14 protein-coding genes are annotated in these 15988 nt (G+C 41.9%); 5 read left to right on the top strand and 9 right to left on the bottom strand.

Annotated elements, in window-relative coordinates; genetic code table 11:
* Positions 1–4: 4 nt before the first annotated feature.
* The 5 genes from BW976_RS19650 to BW976_RS19630 form a co-directional block, all read right to left on the bottom strand.
* Positions 5–757 carry a glycosyltransferase family 2 protein gene (locus BW976_RS19650; RefSeq protein WP_076375614.1) on the bottom strand — a complete coding sequence of 251 codons (753 nt, stop codon included), beginning with the start codon at positions 755–757 and terminating at the stop codon, positions 5–7.
* Positions 750–2033 (bottom strand): glycosyltransferase, encoded by a 1284-nt coding sequence (locus BW976_RS19645; protein ID WP_175614143.1) that lies wholly within the window; start codon positions 2031–2033, stop codon positions 750–752. The genes BW976_RS19650 and BW976_RS19645 overlap by 8 nt, the downstream gene beginning before the upstream one ends.
* Before the next feature lie 538 nt (positions 2034–2571).
* Positions 2572–3471 carry a glycosyltransferase family protein gene (locus BW976_RS19640; protein WP_076375610.1) on the bottom strand — a complete coding sequence of 300 codons (900 nt, stop codon included), beginning with the start codon at positions 3469–3471 and terminating at the stop codon, positions 2572–2574.
* A gap of 120 nt (positions 3472–3591) precedes the next feature.
* Positions 3592–4365 carry a class I SAM-dependent methyltransferase gene (locus BW976_RS19635; protein ID WP_076375608.1) on the bottom strand — a complete coding sequence of 258 codons (774 nt, stop codon included), beginning with the start codon at positions 4363–4365 and terminating at the stop codon, positions 3592–3594.
* A gap of 279 nt (positions 4366–4644) precedes the next feature.
* The gene (locus tag BW976_RS19630; protein WP_076375744.1) at positions 4645–5655 is read right to left on the bottom strand and encodes a glycosyltransferase; all 1011 of its coding nucleotides are present in this window, start codon (positions 5653–5655) and stop codon (positions 4645–4647) included.
* A gap of 53 nt (positions 5656–5708) precedes the next feature.
* Between BW976_RS19630 and BW976_RS19625 the strand changes: the two genes are divergently transcribed.
* Complete coding sequence (locus BW976_RS19625; protein WP_076375606.1) at positions 5709–7190, top strand: lipopolysaccharide biosynthesis protein; 1482 nt, start codon at positions 5709–5711, stop codon at positions 7188–7190.
* 335 nt (positions 7191–7525) lie between these two features.
* Here the strand turns inward: BW976_RS19625 and BW976_RS19620 are convergent, their stop codons facing one another.
* From BW976_RS19620 to typA, 3 genes are all read right to left on the bottom strand, one after another.
* Complete coding sequence (locus BW976_RS19620) at positions 7526–8509, bottom strand: DUF8189 domain-containing protein (protein WP_076375604.1); 984 nt, start codon at positions 8507–8509, stop codon at positions 7526–7528.
* 175 nt (positions 8510–8684) lie between these two features.
* Entirely contained in the window at positions 8685–9479 is a 795-nt protein-coding gene (locus BW976_RS19615) for a LamG domain-containing protein (protein WP_076375602.1), read from the bottom strand.
* 82 nt (positions 9480–9561) lie between these two features.
* Complete coding sequence (typA, locus tag BW976_RS19610) at positions 9562–11373, bottom strand: translational GTPase TypA (RefSeq protein WP_076375600.1); 1812 nt, start codon at positions 11371–11373, stop codon at positions 9562–9564.
* Between the two features lie 168 nt (positions 11374–11541).
* Here typA and BW976_RS19605 point away from each other — a divergent pair, with 168 nt between their 5' ends.
* Positions 11542–12048: a hypothetical protein gene (locus BW976_RS19605; protein WP_076375598.1), complete on the top strand. Its 507-nt coding sequence runs from the start codon at positions 11542–11544 to the stop codon at positions 12046–12048.
* Positions 12049–12113: 65 nt separating this feature from the next.
* Positions 12114–12863 (top strand): ankyrin repeat domain-containing protein, encoded by a 750-nt coding sequence (locus BW976_RS19600; RefSeq protein ID WP_076375596.1) that lies wholly within the window; start codon positions 12114–12116, stop codon positions 12861–12863.
* Between the two features lies 1 nt (position 12864).
* Here BW976_RS19600 and BW976_RS19595 read toward each other — a convergent pair whose 3' ends face one another.
* Positions 12865–13653 carry an alpha/beta hydrolase gene (locus BW976_RS19595; protein WP_245834746.1) on the bottom strand — a complete coding sequence of 263 codons (789 nt, stop codon included), beginning with the start codon at positions 13651–13653 and terminating at the stop codon, positions 12865–12867.
* A gap of 158 nt (positions 13654–13811) precedes the next feature.
* Here BW976_RS19595 and BW976_RS19590 point away from each other — a divergent pair, with 158 nt between their 5' ends.
* Together BW976_RS19590 and BW976_RS19585 are read left to right on the top strand one after the other, a co-directional pair.
* Positions 13812–14519: an esterase family protein gene (locus BW976_RS19590; RefSeq protein WP_076375592.1), complete on the top strand. Its 708-nt coding sequence runs from the start codon at positions 13812–13814 to the stop codon at positions 14517–14519.
* 118 nt (positions 14520–14637) lie between these two features.
* Complete coding sequence (locus tag BW976_RS19585; protein ID WP_076375590.1) at positions 14638–15801, top strand: ATP-grasp domain-containing protein; 1164 nt, start codon at positions 14638–14640, stop codon at positions 15799–15801.
* The last annotated feature ends 187 nt before the right edge of the window (positions 15802–15988 follow it).

Genomic DNA, 15988 nt, shown 5'->3' with positions numbered 1-15988 from the left:
GCCGCTAGTCGTTAGTACGTTTATTTTTGAGCCAATACCAGCCCAGGTTAAAGGCTATTACAAAATGATAGAATACAGTCGGGATCAATCCGTAGTATCGTTTCATAATATTAAAACGCTCCTGCAGGCTTTGGCGGTGCCTTTTTTTCGACATTCCTCCTACCAGGTATCTGGCTACGTACCTGTTCACATTCACTATTTTTTTAGTCTTTTTGGCGGCTCGGATGATCCAGTCGATATCGGCGCTGAGCTGATACATGTTATCGTAAGGTTCTGTTAAACTTCGCCTGATATATATAGCCTGGTGACTAATGCTCATACCATATTTAAAACTACGCCAGGTAAATGTAGCTGGAGCCCGATGGCGGCGTTGCCCCAAACTTTGGCTGTTATCATCTATCATCTCTGTTTCGCCATAATAGATGTCGGCCTCATCAGCCGAGGCAAAAACTGCTGCTACGGTATCTTTGTCATAAAATTCGTCGCCAGAGTTCATAAAGATCACATAATCACCTGTAGCTACAGCCAAACCTTTGTTCATGGCGTCATAGATGCCCTTATCCTTTTCGCTGATCAATTTACTGATGCGATCCTGGTATGTATTAATCACCTCCAGCGTACCATCAGTTGATAAGCCATCGACTATAATATATTCGATAGGAGAATACGTTTGCCCTAAAACCGAAAGCATAGTACGCTCAATATCACGTACATTATTATAGACAATGGTGATCACGCTTAACTTAGGCTCAAACATCAGCACCCTCCTTTTTTAGCAGGCTTTCATAAAGGCTGATATGCTTTTGAGCAATAACTTTTTCTGAAAAAGTATCCATGATCGTTTGCCTAGCCTGTTGTTGTATCAGCTCCTGATCAGGATGCTTAATGATCCATTCCATACCATCTGTAAAGCTCTCTGCCGACTTATAAGCGGCCAGGTAGCCGTTGTGTTCATGCCGTACCATATCTGGTATGCCACCTGTTGTAAAGGCTATTACAGGCGTTCCGCAGGACAGGCTCTCCATTACCGTATAAGGCAGATTATCCTCCAGTGATGGAATCAGGAAAGCATCGGCAGCAGCATAGTATTGGGCCAGTTGTTCATCATTATTGATAGTACCTAAAAAACTGGTTTTGAAAGGGAAATCGGGCACACCTTCTGTTCCGCGGTTTCCAAATATCACCAGCTCTACTTTGTTTGCATCTGCGCCTAAACGCTGTTTTAGCAGTTCCAGGCTATCCAGTAAGTATTGGGTTCCCTTATGCAAGTCTTTTCGGGACGGCATAAATCCACTCAGGAAAATAAACTTATCCGCAGGTAGTCCGGCTTTTTGTTTGGCCTGTTTTTTATCAGCGGGTTTAAAAATATCGGTTTCCAGAGTATTGGGGATATGGTTTACCGCCTTACCCTGCATCAAACTGCTGTTTTTTATCGATGCCTTCATCCAGGTACTTGGAGCGGCAATGGTAAAGTTGAGCATATCATATGCCTTATGCTTTTGCTGCCATATTTGGTGTGATATATCGTTATCCCCGGTATGAATCAGCAGCGGACAATTACCGCATTCCCGCATATAATGGTCACAAGCATAGCGTACATGGCAGCCGCCGGTAAAGGCATTACTGTCATGAAAGGTCCATATCACGGGTTTGTTCAGTTTGGCTATCTCGGCTATATGTTTCGGATCCAGGAAACCGTGATTTACCCAATGCAGGTGTATAATATCGGCATTTTTCACCTCGGGATGGCGGATAACCGACCGTCCGAACCAGGTAAATGAAAAAGGGGTGCGCGATAAAGGTGTCAGGTACCTTTTGGCCAGTATTCGTTCCAGAACAATGGTAGCGGCAGTATAGGCTTTCTGTAAAGGATTGGTGTTAAAAGTGCCTATCTGCGGGTTTTTCCCAAACTTATAGTGAACGATGACCTTTGAATCGACATTTTGACTGAGCAATGCCCGGTTAAGGCGCATACAGGCCCGACCCGCGCCGCCATTGCCATCATAGGTGTTCAAATGCACTACTTTTAACATGCTCCAAAAATACATTTATTCGGCCGAACCTAAATACCGGTCAGTCCTAAAAACCCGTTTTGTTTTTGCTGAATATTCGGCGACCCGCTTTTTAACAATTCAATTTCAATCAGTCTCGTAAAAACTTTTTAAACCTTAAATTTTAACACTTTTCTGTTCAAAAGCAGGGTAAAAACAGTCAAAAATTGATTCAAAATACCCCATTTTAACACTTTTTAACAAATTTTAACGCGGTTTTAGCGTGTTTTAAAAACTTTAAAAAGTATTAATTTATTGATTGTCAAATAAAACATACCAAACGGTTGGTTTTTGTTCCCTTTTTTCCTTTAATAAAACAGCCCGGTTATCCTTTTTGATCGGATAACCGGGCCGTGGTATATACAAATATACGGATTTTTTTGACGGGAAAAAAATTGGGGAGAGGCAATTCCTTTATGTCATTTCGAACGAGGTACGAGGAGAAATCTTATACGTGGTATAAGCCAATTGTAAAAGATCTCTCCTCGTACCTCGTTCGAGATGACAAATTTGCGGGGGCTTACCCTACCCTTTGCTTCACAAACCTAACCATCCGTTTAAACAGATTACCCTTGCGATGCGCCAGGAAATGTTTGATGGCCTGGTAGGCTTTTTCATTTTCTTCAATCACATTAGGGAATTTTTTGACAGGCTGCTGCGAGATATGCACATCGTACATGTTTTCGCGGTTGGAGTGTACGCCGGTACCGTCGTGCCCGATGTTGTTGATGAGTGAACGCGAAGGGTTAAGCGTAAGACCTCCTTTTAAAAAGATGGAGGCATACCAGCGGATGGCCCAGGAGTTGTTTTTCCCGGCTTTAAATTCCTGTATCTGACGCCAAAAATTCATCTTCCCTTCTATCGAAAAACGGATAATGCTGAGCGTATCAAACTGGGCTATCAGCTTGTCAATGTCCGGTTCAAAATGGTTCCAGGCACGTGCCCAGGTTGCCCAGCCCCAGCTGCTGGCCGCGCGGTAAAAGAAGGATTCGGGCAGGTCCTTATCCTTCAGGTTATACATGTAGGCGCCTATATGCATCACCTTTTCCTGGTTGGCATAATAGGTTAGCGCTTCGTTAAAATATTCAAGTGTATAGGGCGACGACAGCAGATCATCCTCAAAAACAATCACCTTGCCATACTCATATACCAGTTGGGTTACCCCGCTGATGATGGATTCGGCAAGGCCCAGGTTATGGTCGCGCTCAATAACTTTTACCGATTTAAAACCGGTAGTTTCACGGGCTATCTGCCTTACCTGCTCCACTTTGTCGCGGTCGGCATCGGTTTTGGCGGCATCACAAAAAATATATAACCTGGATTCATCTGCCAATACATTTTTTTGCAAATGGATCAATGTACGGCGCGTATGATCGGGCCGGTTATAAACAAATAAGGCTATAGGAGCAAGTTGCTGCATAGTTATTTTTTTGTTGGGTATTGATGGGCGGTATCAAGTAGCTAGTATCAAGACTTTTTAAAACTAAGAGCTCCGTCTTCTGTAGCTGTCGTGATACTTGATACTAACTACTTGATACTATTAGAATAGTTCGGGCTGCTGGTTGGTTTTCTTACACAAAACGGTATAAGCGTTGGCAAATTGTTCTGTTACTTTTTTTCCGAAAATTTTTCCCAGGCTTTGCTTCACAGTAAACTCCGCAGCTATCTTCAGATCCTTTACAAAGCTTTTGTTTTTTTTCTGATTTATATAAGCGTTAAAGCGGGTTACTTCGGGCTCAATCATGGATGTAAGGTCGTTTTCGATCTCAAAACCTTCGGTACGCAGCAGGTAGCGCAGCGATGTTGGCGTATAGACGTTGATGTGGCCGTAAGCCAAAAAATGTTTGATGCGGACATCCACCCCGGTTTTATAATCACGGGGTACTTCAATAACGCATTGTTTGCCTACACGCCTTAATTCGCGCAGCAGTAGTCGTTCATGCTCCACATGTTCCAGCACGTGCGACAGGATGATCAGATCGAAGCTGTTATCCTCAAAAGGCAACTTATAGCCATCAAACACCTGCGCCGATTTCAGATCTTTAATCCCGCGCGACTGAATATACTCCACCCCGCTGCCTGATATTTCCACGGCATGATATTCAGCCGCGAAGTTATTATCCGACAGTATTTTGAGGATACTGCCATCACCCGCACCTACTTCCAGCACTTTGGTAAAGGTTAATCCACGGCAAACCTCTATGATATGCTGCGCCTTGTATTTGGCGCTGAGCATACGCCAGGCTTCGTCGTGCTTTTGATAAAACTGATCGTACGCGGTTTTATAGTTTCCGCCAATAATTGATTCCTGCATGAGTTTACGAATGTAAAACTATCACTTTAATGTTTATGTTTTTAAGCAGGTAAAATTTTTGAGTTAATTAAAAATTTAGCCATGTTTTTATGCAATCGCTAAATCAGTATAAAAACACTGGCCCAGTGCGATTCCCTCCCCACGGGAGGTGCAGGGAGGGGTTTATTCGTAATATATGTCGCAGAAACCCCTCCCTGCCACAACACTAACCATCGCGCCCCTCCCGTGGTGAGAGAACTTGATCTGCCAAATAACTTATTTCTTACCCATTATATATTATCACCATTTTCCAGGCTGTGCCTTACCCATTTTACCTTTAAGTCCATCCTTCACGGCTGTTAAAAACTTACGATACTCTTTCCGTTTGGAACTCAATATGCTGATGACCCACAAATAGACCAAGTATAAGTTTTTGTTGATCCCGAAGATCAATCTGGAACTCATCGCGTTGCGGGAATAAAAATACATCCGGTTCCTGACGGCGTAATAGGTACGGAAGCTCCACTGATCGAGCAAATGCGAATGAAAGGCTTTGGGCTGATAAGTTAAGCCTTGTGATTGATCAATATCCACCACCTTGCATGCCGGTATCAGCCATATGGTGCCACCGTTTTTGGTGATGCGGTAAGTATATTCCGAATCATCTACATATAAATAAAACTTTTCGTCAGGGAACCCAATCAGTTCGATCATGGCCCGGTGCATGAGCAAGCCGCCGTAAGGCACATAAGGCATAGTTGCCCTAGCCAGATATGCCGAAGAACCCGAAAATTGATCACGTGCTTTGGATAAACGATTTTTAAAAATGTTGAATATGCTGAAACCCATAAAATTATTGGGCACCAGGTAATATCTGCCGGGATCCTGTCCCCGGGCTATTTTTACATGGGGAGGCCTGTCTTCGCGCAGGCAGTACAATGCTTTTTGATCATTGGCCCCTTCGATTTTCTCCCAGTTGTGCAGCAGGATATCCAGTGCGTTTACATCGGGCAAATTATCATCATCCAACAGCCAAACCATATCGGCATTCGTTTGCTGATAAGCATATTCGAGGGCCTGTTTATAGCCACCGGCCGAACCCAGGTTTTCGGTATTGTTTAAAACCTTTACACGGCTATCGTTCAATTGGCCGGCATATTCTTCTACATTATAAAGCGCGGCATTATTCACCACCACTACCTGTGTAACAGGGGCAAAAGAGAGCACGCGTTTTAACACCTGCTCCAGAAATTGCCACCTATTTGCATAAGTAAGCGTTAACACACACACTTTATATTTTATATTTGCCATGGAATGCTCCAAAATTATCATTTTACTTCATACAATACAGCGCTAAAAACTGAATGGGCATAATAAAGCAACAAACCATTAAAGGTTCCATTTATTCGTACCTGGGCGTTTTAATTGGTTTTTTAACAGTAAGTGTCCTTCAGCCCTATGCATTGAGAGATACTGCACAAATAGGTCTTATTACATTACTTGCATCTCTATCGGCCTTATTTGCACAGTTTGCTATACTTGGATTCAACGGTACGGCAAGATATTTCCCCTACTTCCGCAGTGAAGAAAAACAACATCACGGTTATTTATTTTTAGCGTGCATGGTAGCCTTGTTGGGTACTGTATTGCTTTTACTGTTCATGTATGTATTTAAAGATGTAATTGTAGGCAAGAATGCCAAAACTGTTTTATTTAAACAATATTATTGGTATTTGCTACCACTTACCTTTTTCACGTTGTTCTTCAACGTATTTGATCTGTATGCCCGCATGCTTTATAACATCACTACGGGCCTGATACTGCGGGAATTTACCAAGAGGATTTTTATACTGGTCCCCATTTTACTGGCGTATTTTAAACTGATCAATTTTGATCTCTTCATGATACTTTGGCTGGTGGCCAACGTGATAGGTACCTTCCAGATCATGGCCAGGCTTATCAAAGACAAGCAGTTTTCGCTTAAGCCCAATTTTGAATTCCTGGATAAAGACATGATCAATAAGCTGGTTGGCATTTGTTTTTTTACCATTTTAACCGGTTCATCGCCTTTAATTATTCAGAATATTGACACCTTGCTCATCTCCAAAAAGCTGGACCTTGCCCACACGGGTGTGTACGCACTGGCATTTAGCTTTGGCACCATCATTTCGTTGCCCTCGCGTTCATTGTATAGCATTTCTTACACCATCGTATCTGAATCATGGAAAACAAACGACCTGAAAAACATCAGCACAGTTTATAAGAAAAGCTGCGTAAACCAGATCATCAGCGCACTATTCCTTTTTGTGCTGATATGGGCCAGTATTGACAATGTGTTTGCGTTTTTACCACCTGATTTTAAAGCTGGTAAGTACGCCGTATTTTTTGTTGGTCTGGGTTATTTTATCGACTCCGCCACAGGCATTAACCTGGTGATATTGGCTACATCAAAATATTTCAGATACGAGGCACTATTTAATCTGTTGCTGGTGCCCGTTATTGTTATTTTAAATTTAGTCCTGATCCCCATTTATGGCATAACCGGATCGGCTATCGCATCGGCAGTAACCTATTTTATATTTAACCTGTTCAGGTTTATATTTATATGGATAAAATTTAAAATGCAACCATTTGACCTTAAATGCCTTCTGGCATTAGTTACAGGTGTGCTGGTTTATTATCTGTCGTTATGGATACTGCCGCACATCGGTAATTATTACGTTGATACCATTGTACGTACCGCCTTTATCACCGCGCTTTATTTACCGGCCGTTTACTTTTTGAAACTATCGGAGGATATCAACAGCATTATTGATGGTGTTATTGTGAAATTGAAGGGCAAATAAAAACACCCCGACCCTCTGTTAGTGCATGTACGCCAGCAACAAATTCGCGTTATAAACGCTCACCCATATTAAGCACTCGTTACAAACAAGCGCAAGTTATGGTAAAAAGTGGGTTTACATGGTTTACACATTTTATGGTTAACATGATTATATATAATTGATAATCAATAATTTAAATTAATTTTTAGTAGTAAATCATATAAAACATGTTAACCCACTTTTTGGCATTTTAGGCTTCCTCATATTAGTGGTTACAAACCAGCGCAAAATGAGGACACAAAAAAAGGCGGCACTGTAAAAGCGCCGCCCCCATAATTGATCAGTTAATTTATTCCTTATTGAGGCATGTTGAACCAGTTAACCCAGCCACCGGCCGAGGTCCAATAGATTTGCATCAGACTGGTATTGTTTAATGCGAATACGTTAATATCATTAGCATCTCTTGCATTAGCAGCCGGTGCAGAGGTGATACTGCCACCCAGGTCGATCCATGACGACCAGCCAGCACTTGCTGTCCAGTAAATTTGTTTCAGGGTGTTTGATGTGCCTTTGGCATAAACATTAAGGTCATTAACCGAGCGGGTTATCGCGGTAGGTGCCGATGAAATGGTACCGCCCAGATCTACCCATGATGACCAGCTTCCCGAAACTGAATAAATTTGTAATAAGTTGTTATTGCTGCCTTTAGCATAAACATTGATAGTTGATGAGCTTCTGGATACAGCAGCAGGAGCTGAAGTAATGGTACCTCCCAAACTTACCCATGAGCCCCATCCTGGTCCGGCATTCCAGGTAAGCACAACCAGGTCGTTATTTGCACCTTTTGCAAAAACAGAAAGGTCATTAGCTGTTTGAGACGTAGATGATGGCGCGGATGTGATATTACCACCCAGATCGATCCATGGCGACCAGCCCTGGCCATCTACATAATATATCTGCATCAGGTGGCCGGTTGGCCCTTGTGCAAATACATTGATAGCATTTGATTGTCTTGAAGAAGCAGTTGGAGCAGAAACGATGTTACCGCCCAGGTCTTCCCAGGCAGTCCATCCGCCGGCGCTTGTCCAAGTTTTGTGTAACAGGGTGTTGGTAGTGCTTCTGCCGAACAGATCAATGGTACCGCTGCCTTTTTTAGTAACAGCGCCAACTTCTACAGCGATAGAGGTGCCGGTAATACCATTTACACTTTTGTTTGAAGCCGATACTTTTTTTGAGGCCGGGTCAACAATTTTGTCGTTCCCTTTTTGGCATGAGGCGAGCGCGCCTGTTAACAGCACGCCTATTACAGCATGTGTAAGATTTTTTGTGAAGGTTGTCATTGTGTTGTTATAGGTTTTTATGAATGGCAATCTACAACTATTATGTTTAATTCATATATTTTTAATATTAAATATGTATTTATTTCATTCATGCATATTCTATCCAAAAACCACATTAAGCAAAAGGACCACCTTTTGGTGATCCTCACAATATTTACTTATATTATAATACGCATCAATACGTTAATTTAAACAAATTATTGATCTGCCCTGGAGATATTACACGATTATATATCCTGATATCATCAAGCTTACCTTTTATAAAGTATTCCGGGGTGCTGCCGCTAGGATCAGCATAGCTATTTTTGCCAATAAACAGATCAACAGCAGTGGCTGGATTTGGAGTAGGTATATTACTTATCACTGCATCCGCAACACCATTTATGTAAAAGGCTAATGCCTTAAACTGATTACTATATTGTACGGTGATCATTGTCCATTGACCAATGGAGATAACACTATGACCGACAGCAAAGGGATCGCCGCCACCAGACACATTATAAAACGCGAATCCTGGTCCTCCGCCCTCACCTCCTACAGAACCGTACCCAGTGATAGAGGTGTTCCATCCATTTTGATAAGGGCCGTTAGCCTTGGCCAGCACCGCGCTGCCCGAGTAAACTATATAATCGTCAAGATTAACCCAGTAATTGATCGTAAAATCGGTGCTGCTTAACCGTAATGCCGGGTTATCTTTTATCCTGATATAGCTGGAAGTTCCATTGAAATAATAAGCAGTATTAGCTTTGCCAAAACGGTTTGATGCCGATGTAATATTGTTAACGGCACCATCATTACCCTTTCCGGATGAATCAATAGCATTGTTATTAAAAGGATAATAAGCCAGCAAGCCTACTTTAAGACTATCAACCATTGGTTTAGGATTATTTTTTTTGCTACAGGAAGTAAAAGAAATGCTCATGGCACTCAAGCATAAGGCCACAATTAATAAAGTTATATATCTGTTCATGTAATAAAGTTTATATTCAAATATAATAAAAAAAGCCTCCAGGAAATCCTGAAGGCTTTTGTATAGATTAAAGGTTTATCAATTATTGATTAGTAAACCTTTTAGCGTTAATTCTTCTTTCGTTTTCGTTCAGGAATATTTTACGTAAACGGATGCTTTGTGGGGTTACCTCAATATATTCGTCGGCCTGGATATACTCCATTGATTCTTCTAACGAGAATTTGATAGCAGGGGCTATACGCACGTTGGTATCGCTACCAGATGCACGCATGTTGGTTAACTGCTTGCCTTTGGTTAAGTTAATTACCAAATCGTTATCGCGGATGTGCTCGCCTAAAACTTGTCCTTCGTAAACATCAACTCCCGGATCAATGTGGAAACGACCACGATCCTGCAATTTATCAATAGCGAAAGCAGTGGTTTTACCAGTATCCATAGATACCAATACACCATTTAAACGGCCCGGGATAGTACCTTTCCATGGTTCGTATGCTTTAAAGCGGTGAGCCATGATAGCCTCGCCACCGGTAGCGGTCAGTACGTTGTTACGTAAACCGATAATACCACGTGCAGGGATATCAAACTCCAAGTGTTGTAAGTCGCCTTTAGGCTCCATGATCAACAGGTCGCCTTTGCGTTGTGTTACCAACTCAATAACTTTACCTGCAACATCACCCGGTACATCAACAATTAATGTTTCAACCGGCTCACATTTAACACCGTCAATTTCTTTAATAATTACCTGCGGCTGACCTACCTGTAATTCGTAACCTTCGCGACGCATGGTTTCGATCAATACAGATAAATGGAGAATACCACGACCATACACCAGGTATGAATCAGGCGATTCGGTTTCAACAACCTTAAGCGCCAGGTTTTTTTCCATTTCTTTATATAAACGGTCACGTAAGTGACGGGAAGTAACGAATTTACCTTCTTTACCAAAGAAAGGTGAAGTATTGATGGTGAACAACATGTTCATAGTAGGCTCATCAATATGTATAACAGCCAGTTGTTCTGGTTTTTCAAAATCGGCAATGGTATCGCCAATATCAAAACCTTCAATACCAACTACAGCACAGATATCGCCAGAAGCTACTTCTGTAGCACGTACTTTACCCAAACCCTCAAAGGTATACAGTTCTTTTATTCTTGATTTTTGGATAGTACCATCACGTTTTACCAAAGATACCGGCATGTTTTCTTTGATAGTACCACGGGCAACACGACCAATAGCGATACGACCTACGAAAGATGAATAATCTAACGAGGTGATCTGCATTTGTAATGTACCTTCGGCAATAGGAGCCGGTGGAATGTTTTCCAGGATAGCATCCATTAACGGGAAAATATTATCGGTAGGTACTTTCCAGTCGGTGCTCATCCAACCTTGTTTTGATGAACCATAGATAACCGGGAAATCCAGTTGATCTTCAGTTGCCTCAAGGTTAAAGAATAATTCAAAGATTTGCTCGTAAACTTCTTCCGGGCGACAGTTTTCTTTATCAACCTTGTTTACAACCACAATTGGTTTTAAGCCTAAAGCCAAAGCCTTTTGGGTTACAAAGCGGGTTTGAGGCATAGCGCCTTCAAACGCATCACAAAGTAATAATACACCATCGGCCATTTTCAATACGCGTTCCACCTCGCCGCCAAAGTCGGCGTGACCAGGAGTATCAATAATATTGATCTTAACGTCTTTATACATTACCGAAACGTTTTTTGATACGATGGTAATACCACGTTCACGTTCCAGGTCGTTATTATCCAATATCAATTCACCAGTTTCTTGGCCTTCGCGAAAAATGGCGCAACTGTGTAAAATTTTGTCAACCAAAGTGGTTTTACCGTGGTCAACGTGTGCGATGATCGCAATGTTTCTTATTTTTTGCATGAAATATGCCCTATAAATTTGGCGCAAAGGTACGGTTAATATATGAGATTTTAAAGCTTTATCGGCTAAAGGAGAAAGATTTATACAATTTGATTACCATATTGGTGTTATGCAGATACAATTTAAAGTATTGATTAACTAAAATTTACATAACTTTAAATCAGCATCATGAAAAAACTCCTATCACTACTATTTACTACTGCATTTGTAGTAAATATAGCTTATGCCCAAAATGGCTGGGTAACACACAAGGCCGATAACCGCATTTCGGTTAGATTTCCAAGCGAACCCAGAGAAGTGGTCAGGGGTTCTTATATTTCGACCAATAAAGACACCTCCATAGCCTGTGTACTTACCGTAGTTGATTTTAAGGAAGTTGCCAATCTTGATTCGGCAACCCTGGCGCTGGTTAAAGATACACCTGAATTTGCAGCCAAACTTAAAGAGGGTATAAAGATTAGCCTTCCCACTGTAACCCTTGAAGATTTTAAAAGTGCTACATGGAAAGGTTTAACAAGTTATAGCAGCGCAGGCAGCGATCCTAAAAAGATAAAGTATTATATGTTTATGTTTATTGCCGGCAGTAAATTGTACAGCATGTCGACCATACTAAAAAATAGTGTTGACACAAAGACCAAAGACTATTTTTTTTCATCAATTATTGTAAGCAATTAAAGCCTGAACCTTCATAAAACTGTAGATTAAAGTATAACTCTTTAATTATATTTTCACTATATACCATGCCCAACCACACGCAGTTGCTTTATGATATGGAAATTCATTCCGTTGCCGGTATACGCCGCTATTTTGACGAAGGCGGTACCCCGAATGACGTTTATAATGAGGTTCCGGTTTTTATAACTCTGCTGGAAATGTATACCCGTACACCACGGCTTAAAGATTGCGTGCAGGCTTTTATTGACGCAGGCCTTGATTTTGAAGATAATGCCCTGTTGGCGGTTTTAGCTGATGACGTTGAAAAGTTAAAACGCAGCCTGGAAAATGACCCGGTATTAGTGGTCAACAAAACTTATAGCTTGGTCAATAATGCCTATACCCAGCTAACCGAGTCTACATTGTTGCATTTTTGTGCCGAATACAACAGTGTAGCGTGCGCCAGACTACTGGTTCAATATGGTGCAGATGTAAACGCAAAGGCTGGTCTGGATAAACATGGTTTTGGCGGGCACACCCCTATTTTTCATACTGTTAATCAAAACGGGAATAACTCGATAGAAATGCTGCATTTTTTATTGGGAAATAAGGCAGATTTAAGCCATACCGTGAAAGGCCTCATATGGGGTAAGGGATATGAATGGGAAACCTTTATCTCCGCGGTAAACCCCATCAGTTACGCCATGATGGGCCTGTTGCCACAAATGCACCGGAAAGAAAAAGTTGTTGCTGAGATAGTTTCGCTGTTGATGAAACAAGCGTATGGGATTGATTATATCCCTCCTAATGTTCCCTGTAAATATTTAACTCAGTAAATTACCGCCCAAAAGCCCAAGTCAAGAACTTAGGCAAAGCTTTGGCCCAGGTAGTTGTGTCATGGGTACCACCAACCATTTCTACATATTGAATATCAGTTGGGCGGGTATAGCCTTTGTTTTCTAGTTCTTTGATCAAATCAATGGTATCATCAATAGCATCGATAATTCCATTCTTATTACGATCGGTTGTTTCATCTTTGGTGCCGGTTTGTAGCCAGAACTCTAGATCGGGTTTGTCGGCACTGTTCCTGATAACGGAGTGTATGATACGATCAGCATCGGTATAGCCCTTAGCCAGATCCTTACTCCGCCACCAGAACGATCCGGAAAACACGCCCGTTTTATCAAATACATCGCTGTTGTTCCAGGCAATATCAAAAGCCGATAGCCCACCTAAGGAAAAGCCCGCAAAGGCCGTGGTTTCAAAATCACTAATGCCGGTTTGTTCTTTAAGCTGCGGCAGCAATTCGGTTTTTATAAATGCTGTATAAATATCGGCCTTCGAGCCCCGCTTTTTAAAATCGGGTTTGCCGGCTACACCATATTCCAGTATACGATCTTCGCCTGCATATATAGCTACTACCAGTACCGGTTTTATACGGTTGGTGTTATATAATTGCTCCAGGGTTGCCAGTAACTGCAGGTTTTCGAACTCCTGCCCGTCGTTCAACAATAATAAATTCAGCGGTTCGGTAATCTCCTGCTCATCGGGCATAACCAATGTGCAGGTAACCTCTCGGTTAAGCAATGCAGAATTTATAGTGATATTTTTTTTAGTGATCGTCATTTCCGTTTCAGCCCAGCCCCAATACATCTTTATCTAAATTTTAAGGGTGCAAAAGTAAAAATACTTTTCGTTTTTTGGGCTAACCTTTAATTTATCAGACTGTTGCCTTTTTCAATCAAACCACTTAACTTACCGTCTGAAACCAAAAATCTATTATTTTGACCGAAAAATATCACCGCTGGCATTCGCCAAATTTAAGTGCCGACCTGGAAATGCTGGTGTTTGGCGATCGCGGTTACCCCGTGATCCTGTTCCCCACAACCAAAGGTCGTTATTATCAGAATAAAGATTTTGGGCTGATAGAAAGTGTAAGATGGTTTATTGACCAGGGCCTCGTAAAAATATATTGTCCCGACACTATTGACGACCGCAGCTGGTACGACAAAGGCATCTCCCCTGCCGATCGTGCCCGTAACTATACCTGGTACGATAAAATGCTTATTGATGAGCTGGTGCCCTGGGCCATGCACGAAACCGGCGTGGGTAAAGTAGCCATGGCTGGCTGTAGTTTTGGCGGCTACCATGCCGCCAATTTCGCGTTTAAGCACCCCGAAAAAGTAAGCAACCTGTTTACCATGGGGGGCGCATTTGATATTAAAATGTTTACTGACGGCTTTTATGATGATGATATATTTTACAACAACCCTGTTGATTTTTTACCGGACGATAATGCCCCGGACCTATGGAACATGAACATCATTCTAGGAACATCCGAGTATGACATCTGTAAAGAATATAACCTGCAGTTATCAAGCATTTTAAAACAAAAAAACATTAAACATTGGCTGGATATTCGCCCCTTTGCCAAACACGACTGGCCCATCTGGCGCGAAATGTTCCCGCATTATTTGTCAACGATTAAATAGACTATGGGACTTGGAGACGTTGGGACTACAGGACAAATAATATTGCTCTTTTTGGATTAGAATTTAATCTCTTTTAGTATTTAGAGCTTAGAACTTAGGATTTAAAACATCAACTACCATGAAAAAAATAGGCATCTTATTCGGACAGGAAAATTCATTTCCACAGGCATTTGTTGATCGCATCAATCAAAAGGCCGAAAAAAATATCTCGGCAGAATTTGTGCGCATAGATAAGGTTTTACAGGCCGAACCATTGGATTACGCGGTGATTGTAGACCGGATATCACAGGATGTGCCCTTTTATCGGGCCGCTCTCAAAAACGCTGCTATCTGCGGCACCGCGGTGATCAACAATCCATTTTGGTGGAGTGCCGACGAAAAGTTTTTTAATAATGCCCTGGCCGTAAAGCTGGGCGTACCCGTACCGAAAACGGTGATTCTACCTTCCAAGGAACTGCCTGATGATACTACCGACAGATCATTCCGCAACCTGGCTTATCCCTTAGATTGGGATGGCATTTTTAACTATGTAGGTTTCCCGGCCTACATGAAACCTTTTGACGGCGGTGGCTGGAAAGAGGTTTACCAATTGCAAAACCGGGATGATTTTTTTAACAAATATGATCAAACCAAACAATACGTAATGATGCTGCAGGAAGAGGTGGTATTCGACGATTATTTCCGTTGTTACTGCATTGGCGGCAAATATGTACGCATTATGCAGTACGAGCCCCGCAACCCGCATCACCTGCGTTATGAACATGGCAAGGCCCCGGCGTCCAAAAAATTACTGGACACGGTTAAAGACTATGTCATCAAACTAAACCAATATTTGGGTTACGATTTTAATACCGTTGAATTTGCTGTTCGCGATGGTATCCCTTACGCTATTGATTTTTGCAACCCCGCTCCCGATGCAGAAGTAACCAGCGTGGGTCAGGAAAATTTTGACTGGGTGGTGGAAACCGCTGCTGATTATGCCATTGATCGCGCCAAAAAACAAAAAGCTGGTCTGGATAATCTCACCTGGGGCGAATATGTAAAAACATCGGCAGCCAAAACACCGCTGGTAAGCCCTAAACCTGTAAAAAAGGAAATTTATATTGGTAAGGTAATTCCCCCTGTTGAAACGGAGAGCAAAGTAAAAAAAGTGGTGAAAGTGGTGAAAGCTGCTGCTCCGGTTAAAGAAGTGGCTCAGCCAGTTAAGCCTAAGGCTGAAGCAAAACCGAAAAAGGAAAAAGAGGTAAAGAAAGCAGCCAAAAAACCTGCTGCTAAGAAATAAAAAGTGGAGGGTAAGTGCGATTCCCCTACAACCTTGCGCTCGTTTGCAACCACAGGTGTTGGGAAGACATAAACTTGCTGTCATTTCGAACGAGGAACGAGGAGAAATCTTATACAATTTGCAATTATAGCTTTGCGTCGCGTATAAGATTTCTCTTTCGCACAACGCTTATTCCCACCCAAGCTCT

It is taken from the genome of Mucilaginibacter lappiensis (assembly GCF_900155965.1).
Taxonomy (GTDB): Bacteria; Bacteroidota; Bacteroidia; order Sphingobacteriales; family Sphingobacteriaceae; genus Mucilaginibacter; species Mucilaginibacter lappiensis.
This window is presented reverse-complemented; position numbering and strand designations above follow the sequence as displayed.

Coding starts and splice junctions, on each gene's coding strand:
- BW976_RS19650 (WP_076375614.1), bottom strand. CDS start 757: ATGTTTGAGCCTAAGTTAAGCGTGATCACCATTGTCTATAATAATGTA.
- BW976_RS19645 (WP_175614143.1), bottom strand. CDS start 2,033: ATGTTAAAAGTAGTGCATTTGAACACCTATGATGGCAATGGCGGCGCG.
- BW976_RS19640 (WP_076375610.1), bottom strand. CDS start 3,471: ATGCAGCAACTTGCTCCTATAGCCTTATTTGTTTATAACCGGCCCGAT.
- BW976_RS19635 (WP_076375608.1), bottom strand. CDS start 4,365: ATGCAGGAATCAATTATTGGCGGAAACTATAAAACCGCGTACGATCAG.
- BW976_RS19630 (WP_076375744.1), bottom strand. CDS start 5,655: ATGGCAAATATAAAATATAAAGTGTGTGTGTTAACGCTTACTTATGCA.
- BW976_RS19625 (WP_076375606.1), top strand. CDS start 5,709: ATGGGCATAATAAAGCAACAAACCATTAAAGGTTCCATTTATTCGTAC.
- BW976_RS19620 (WP_076375604.1), bottom strand. CDS start 8,509: ATGACAACCTTCACAAAAAATCTTACACATGCTGTAATAGGCGTGCTG.
- BW976_RS19615 (WP_076375602.1), bottom strand. CDS start 9,479: ATGAACAGATATATAACTTTATTAATTGTGGCCTTATGCTTGAGTGCC.
- typA (WP_076375600.1), bottom strand. CDS start 11,373: ATGCAAAAAATAAGAAACATTGCGATCATCGCACACGTTGACCACGGT.
- BW976_RS19605 (WP_076375598.1), top strand. CDS start 11,542: ATGAAAAAACTCCTATCACTACTATTTACTACTGCATTTGTAGTAAAT.
- BW976_RS19600 (WP_076375596.1), top strand. CDS start 12,114: ATGCCCAACCACACGCAGTTGCTTTATGATATGGAAATTCATTCCGTT.
- BW976_RS19595 (WP_245834746.1), bottom strand. CDS start 13,653: ATGACGATCACTAAAAAAAATATCACTATAAATTCTGCATTGCTTAAC.
- BW976_RS19585 (WP_076375590.1), top strand. CDS start 14,638: ATGAAAAAAATAGGCATCTTATTCGGACAGGAAAATTCATTTCCACAG.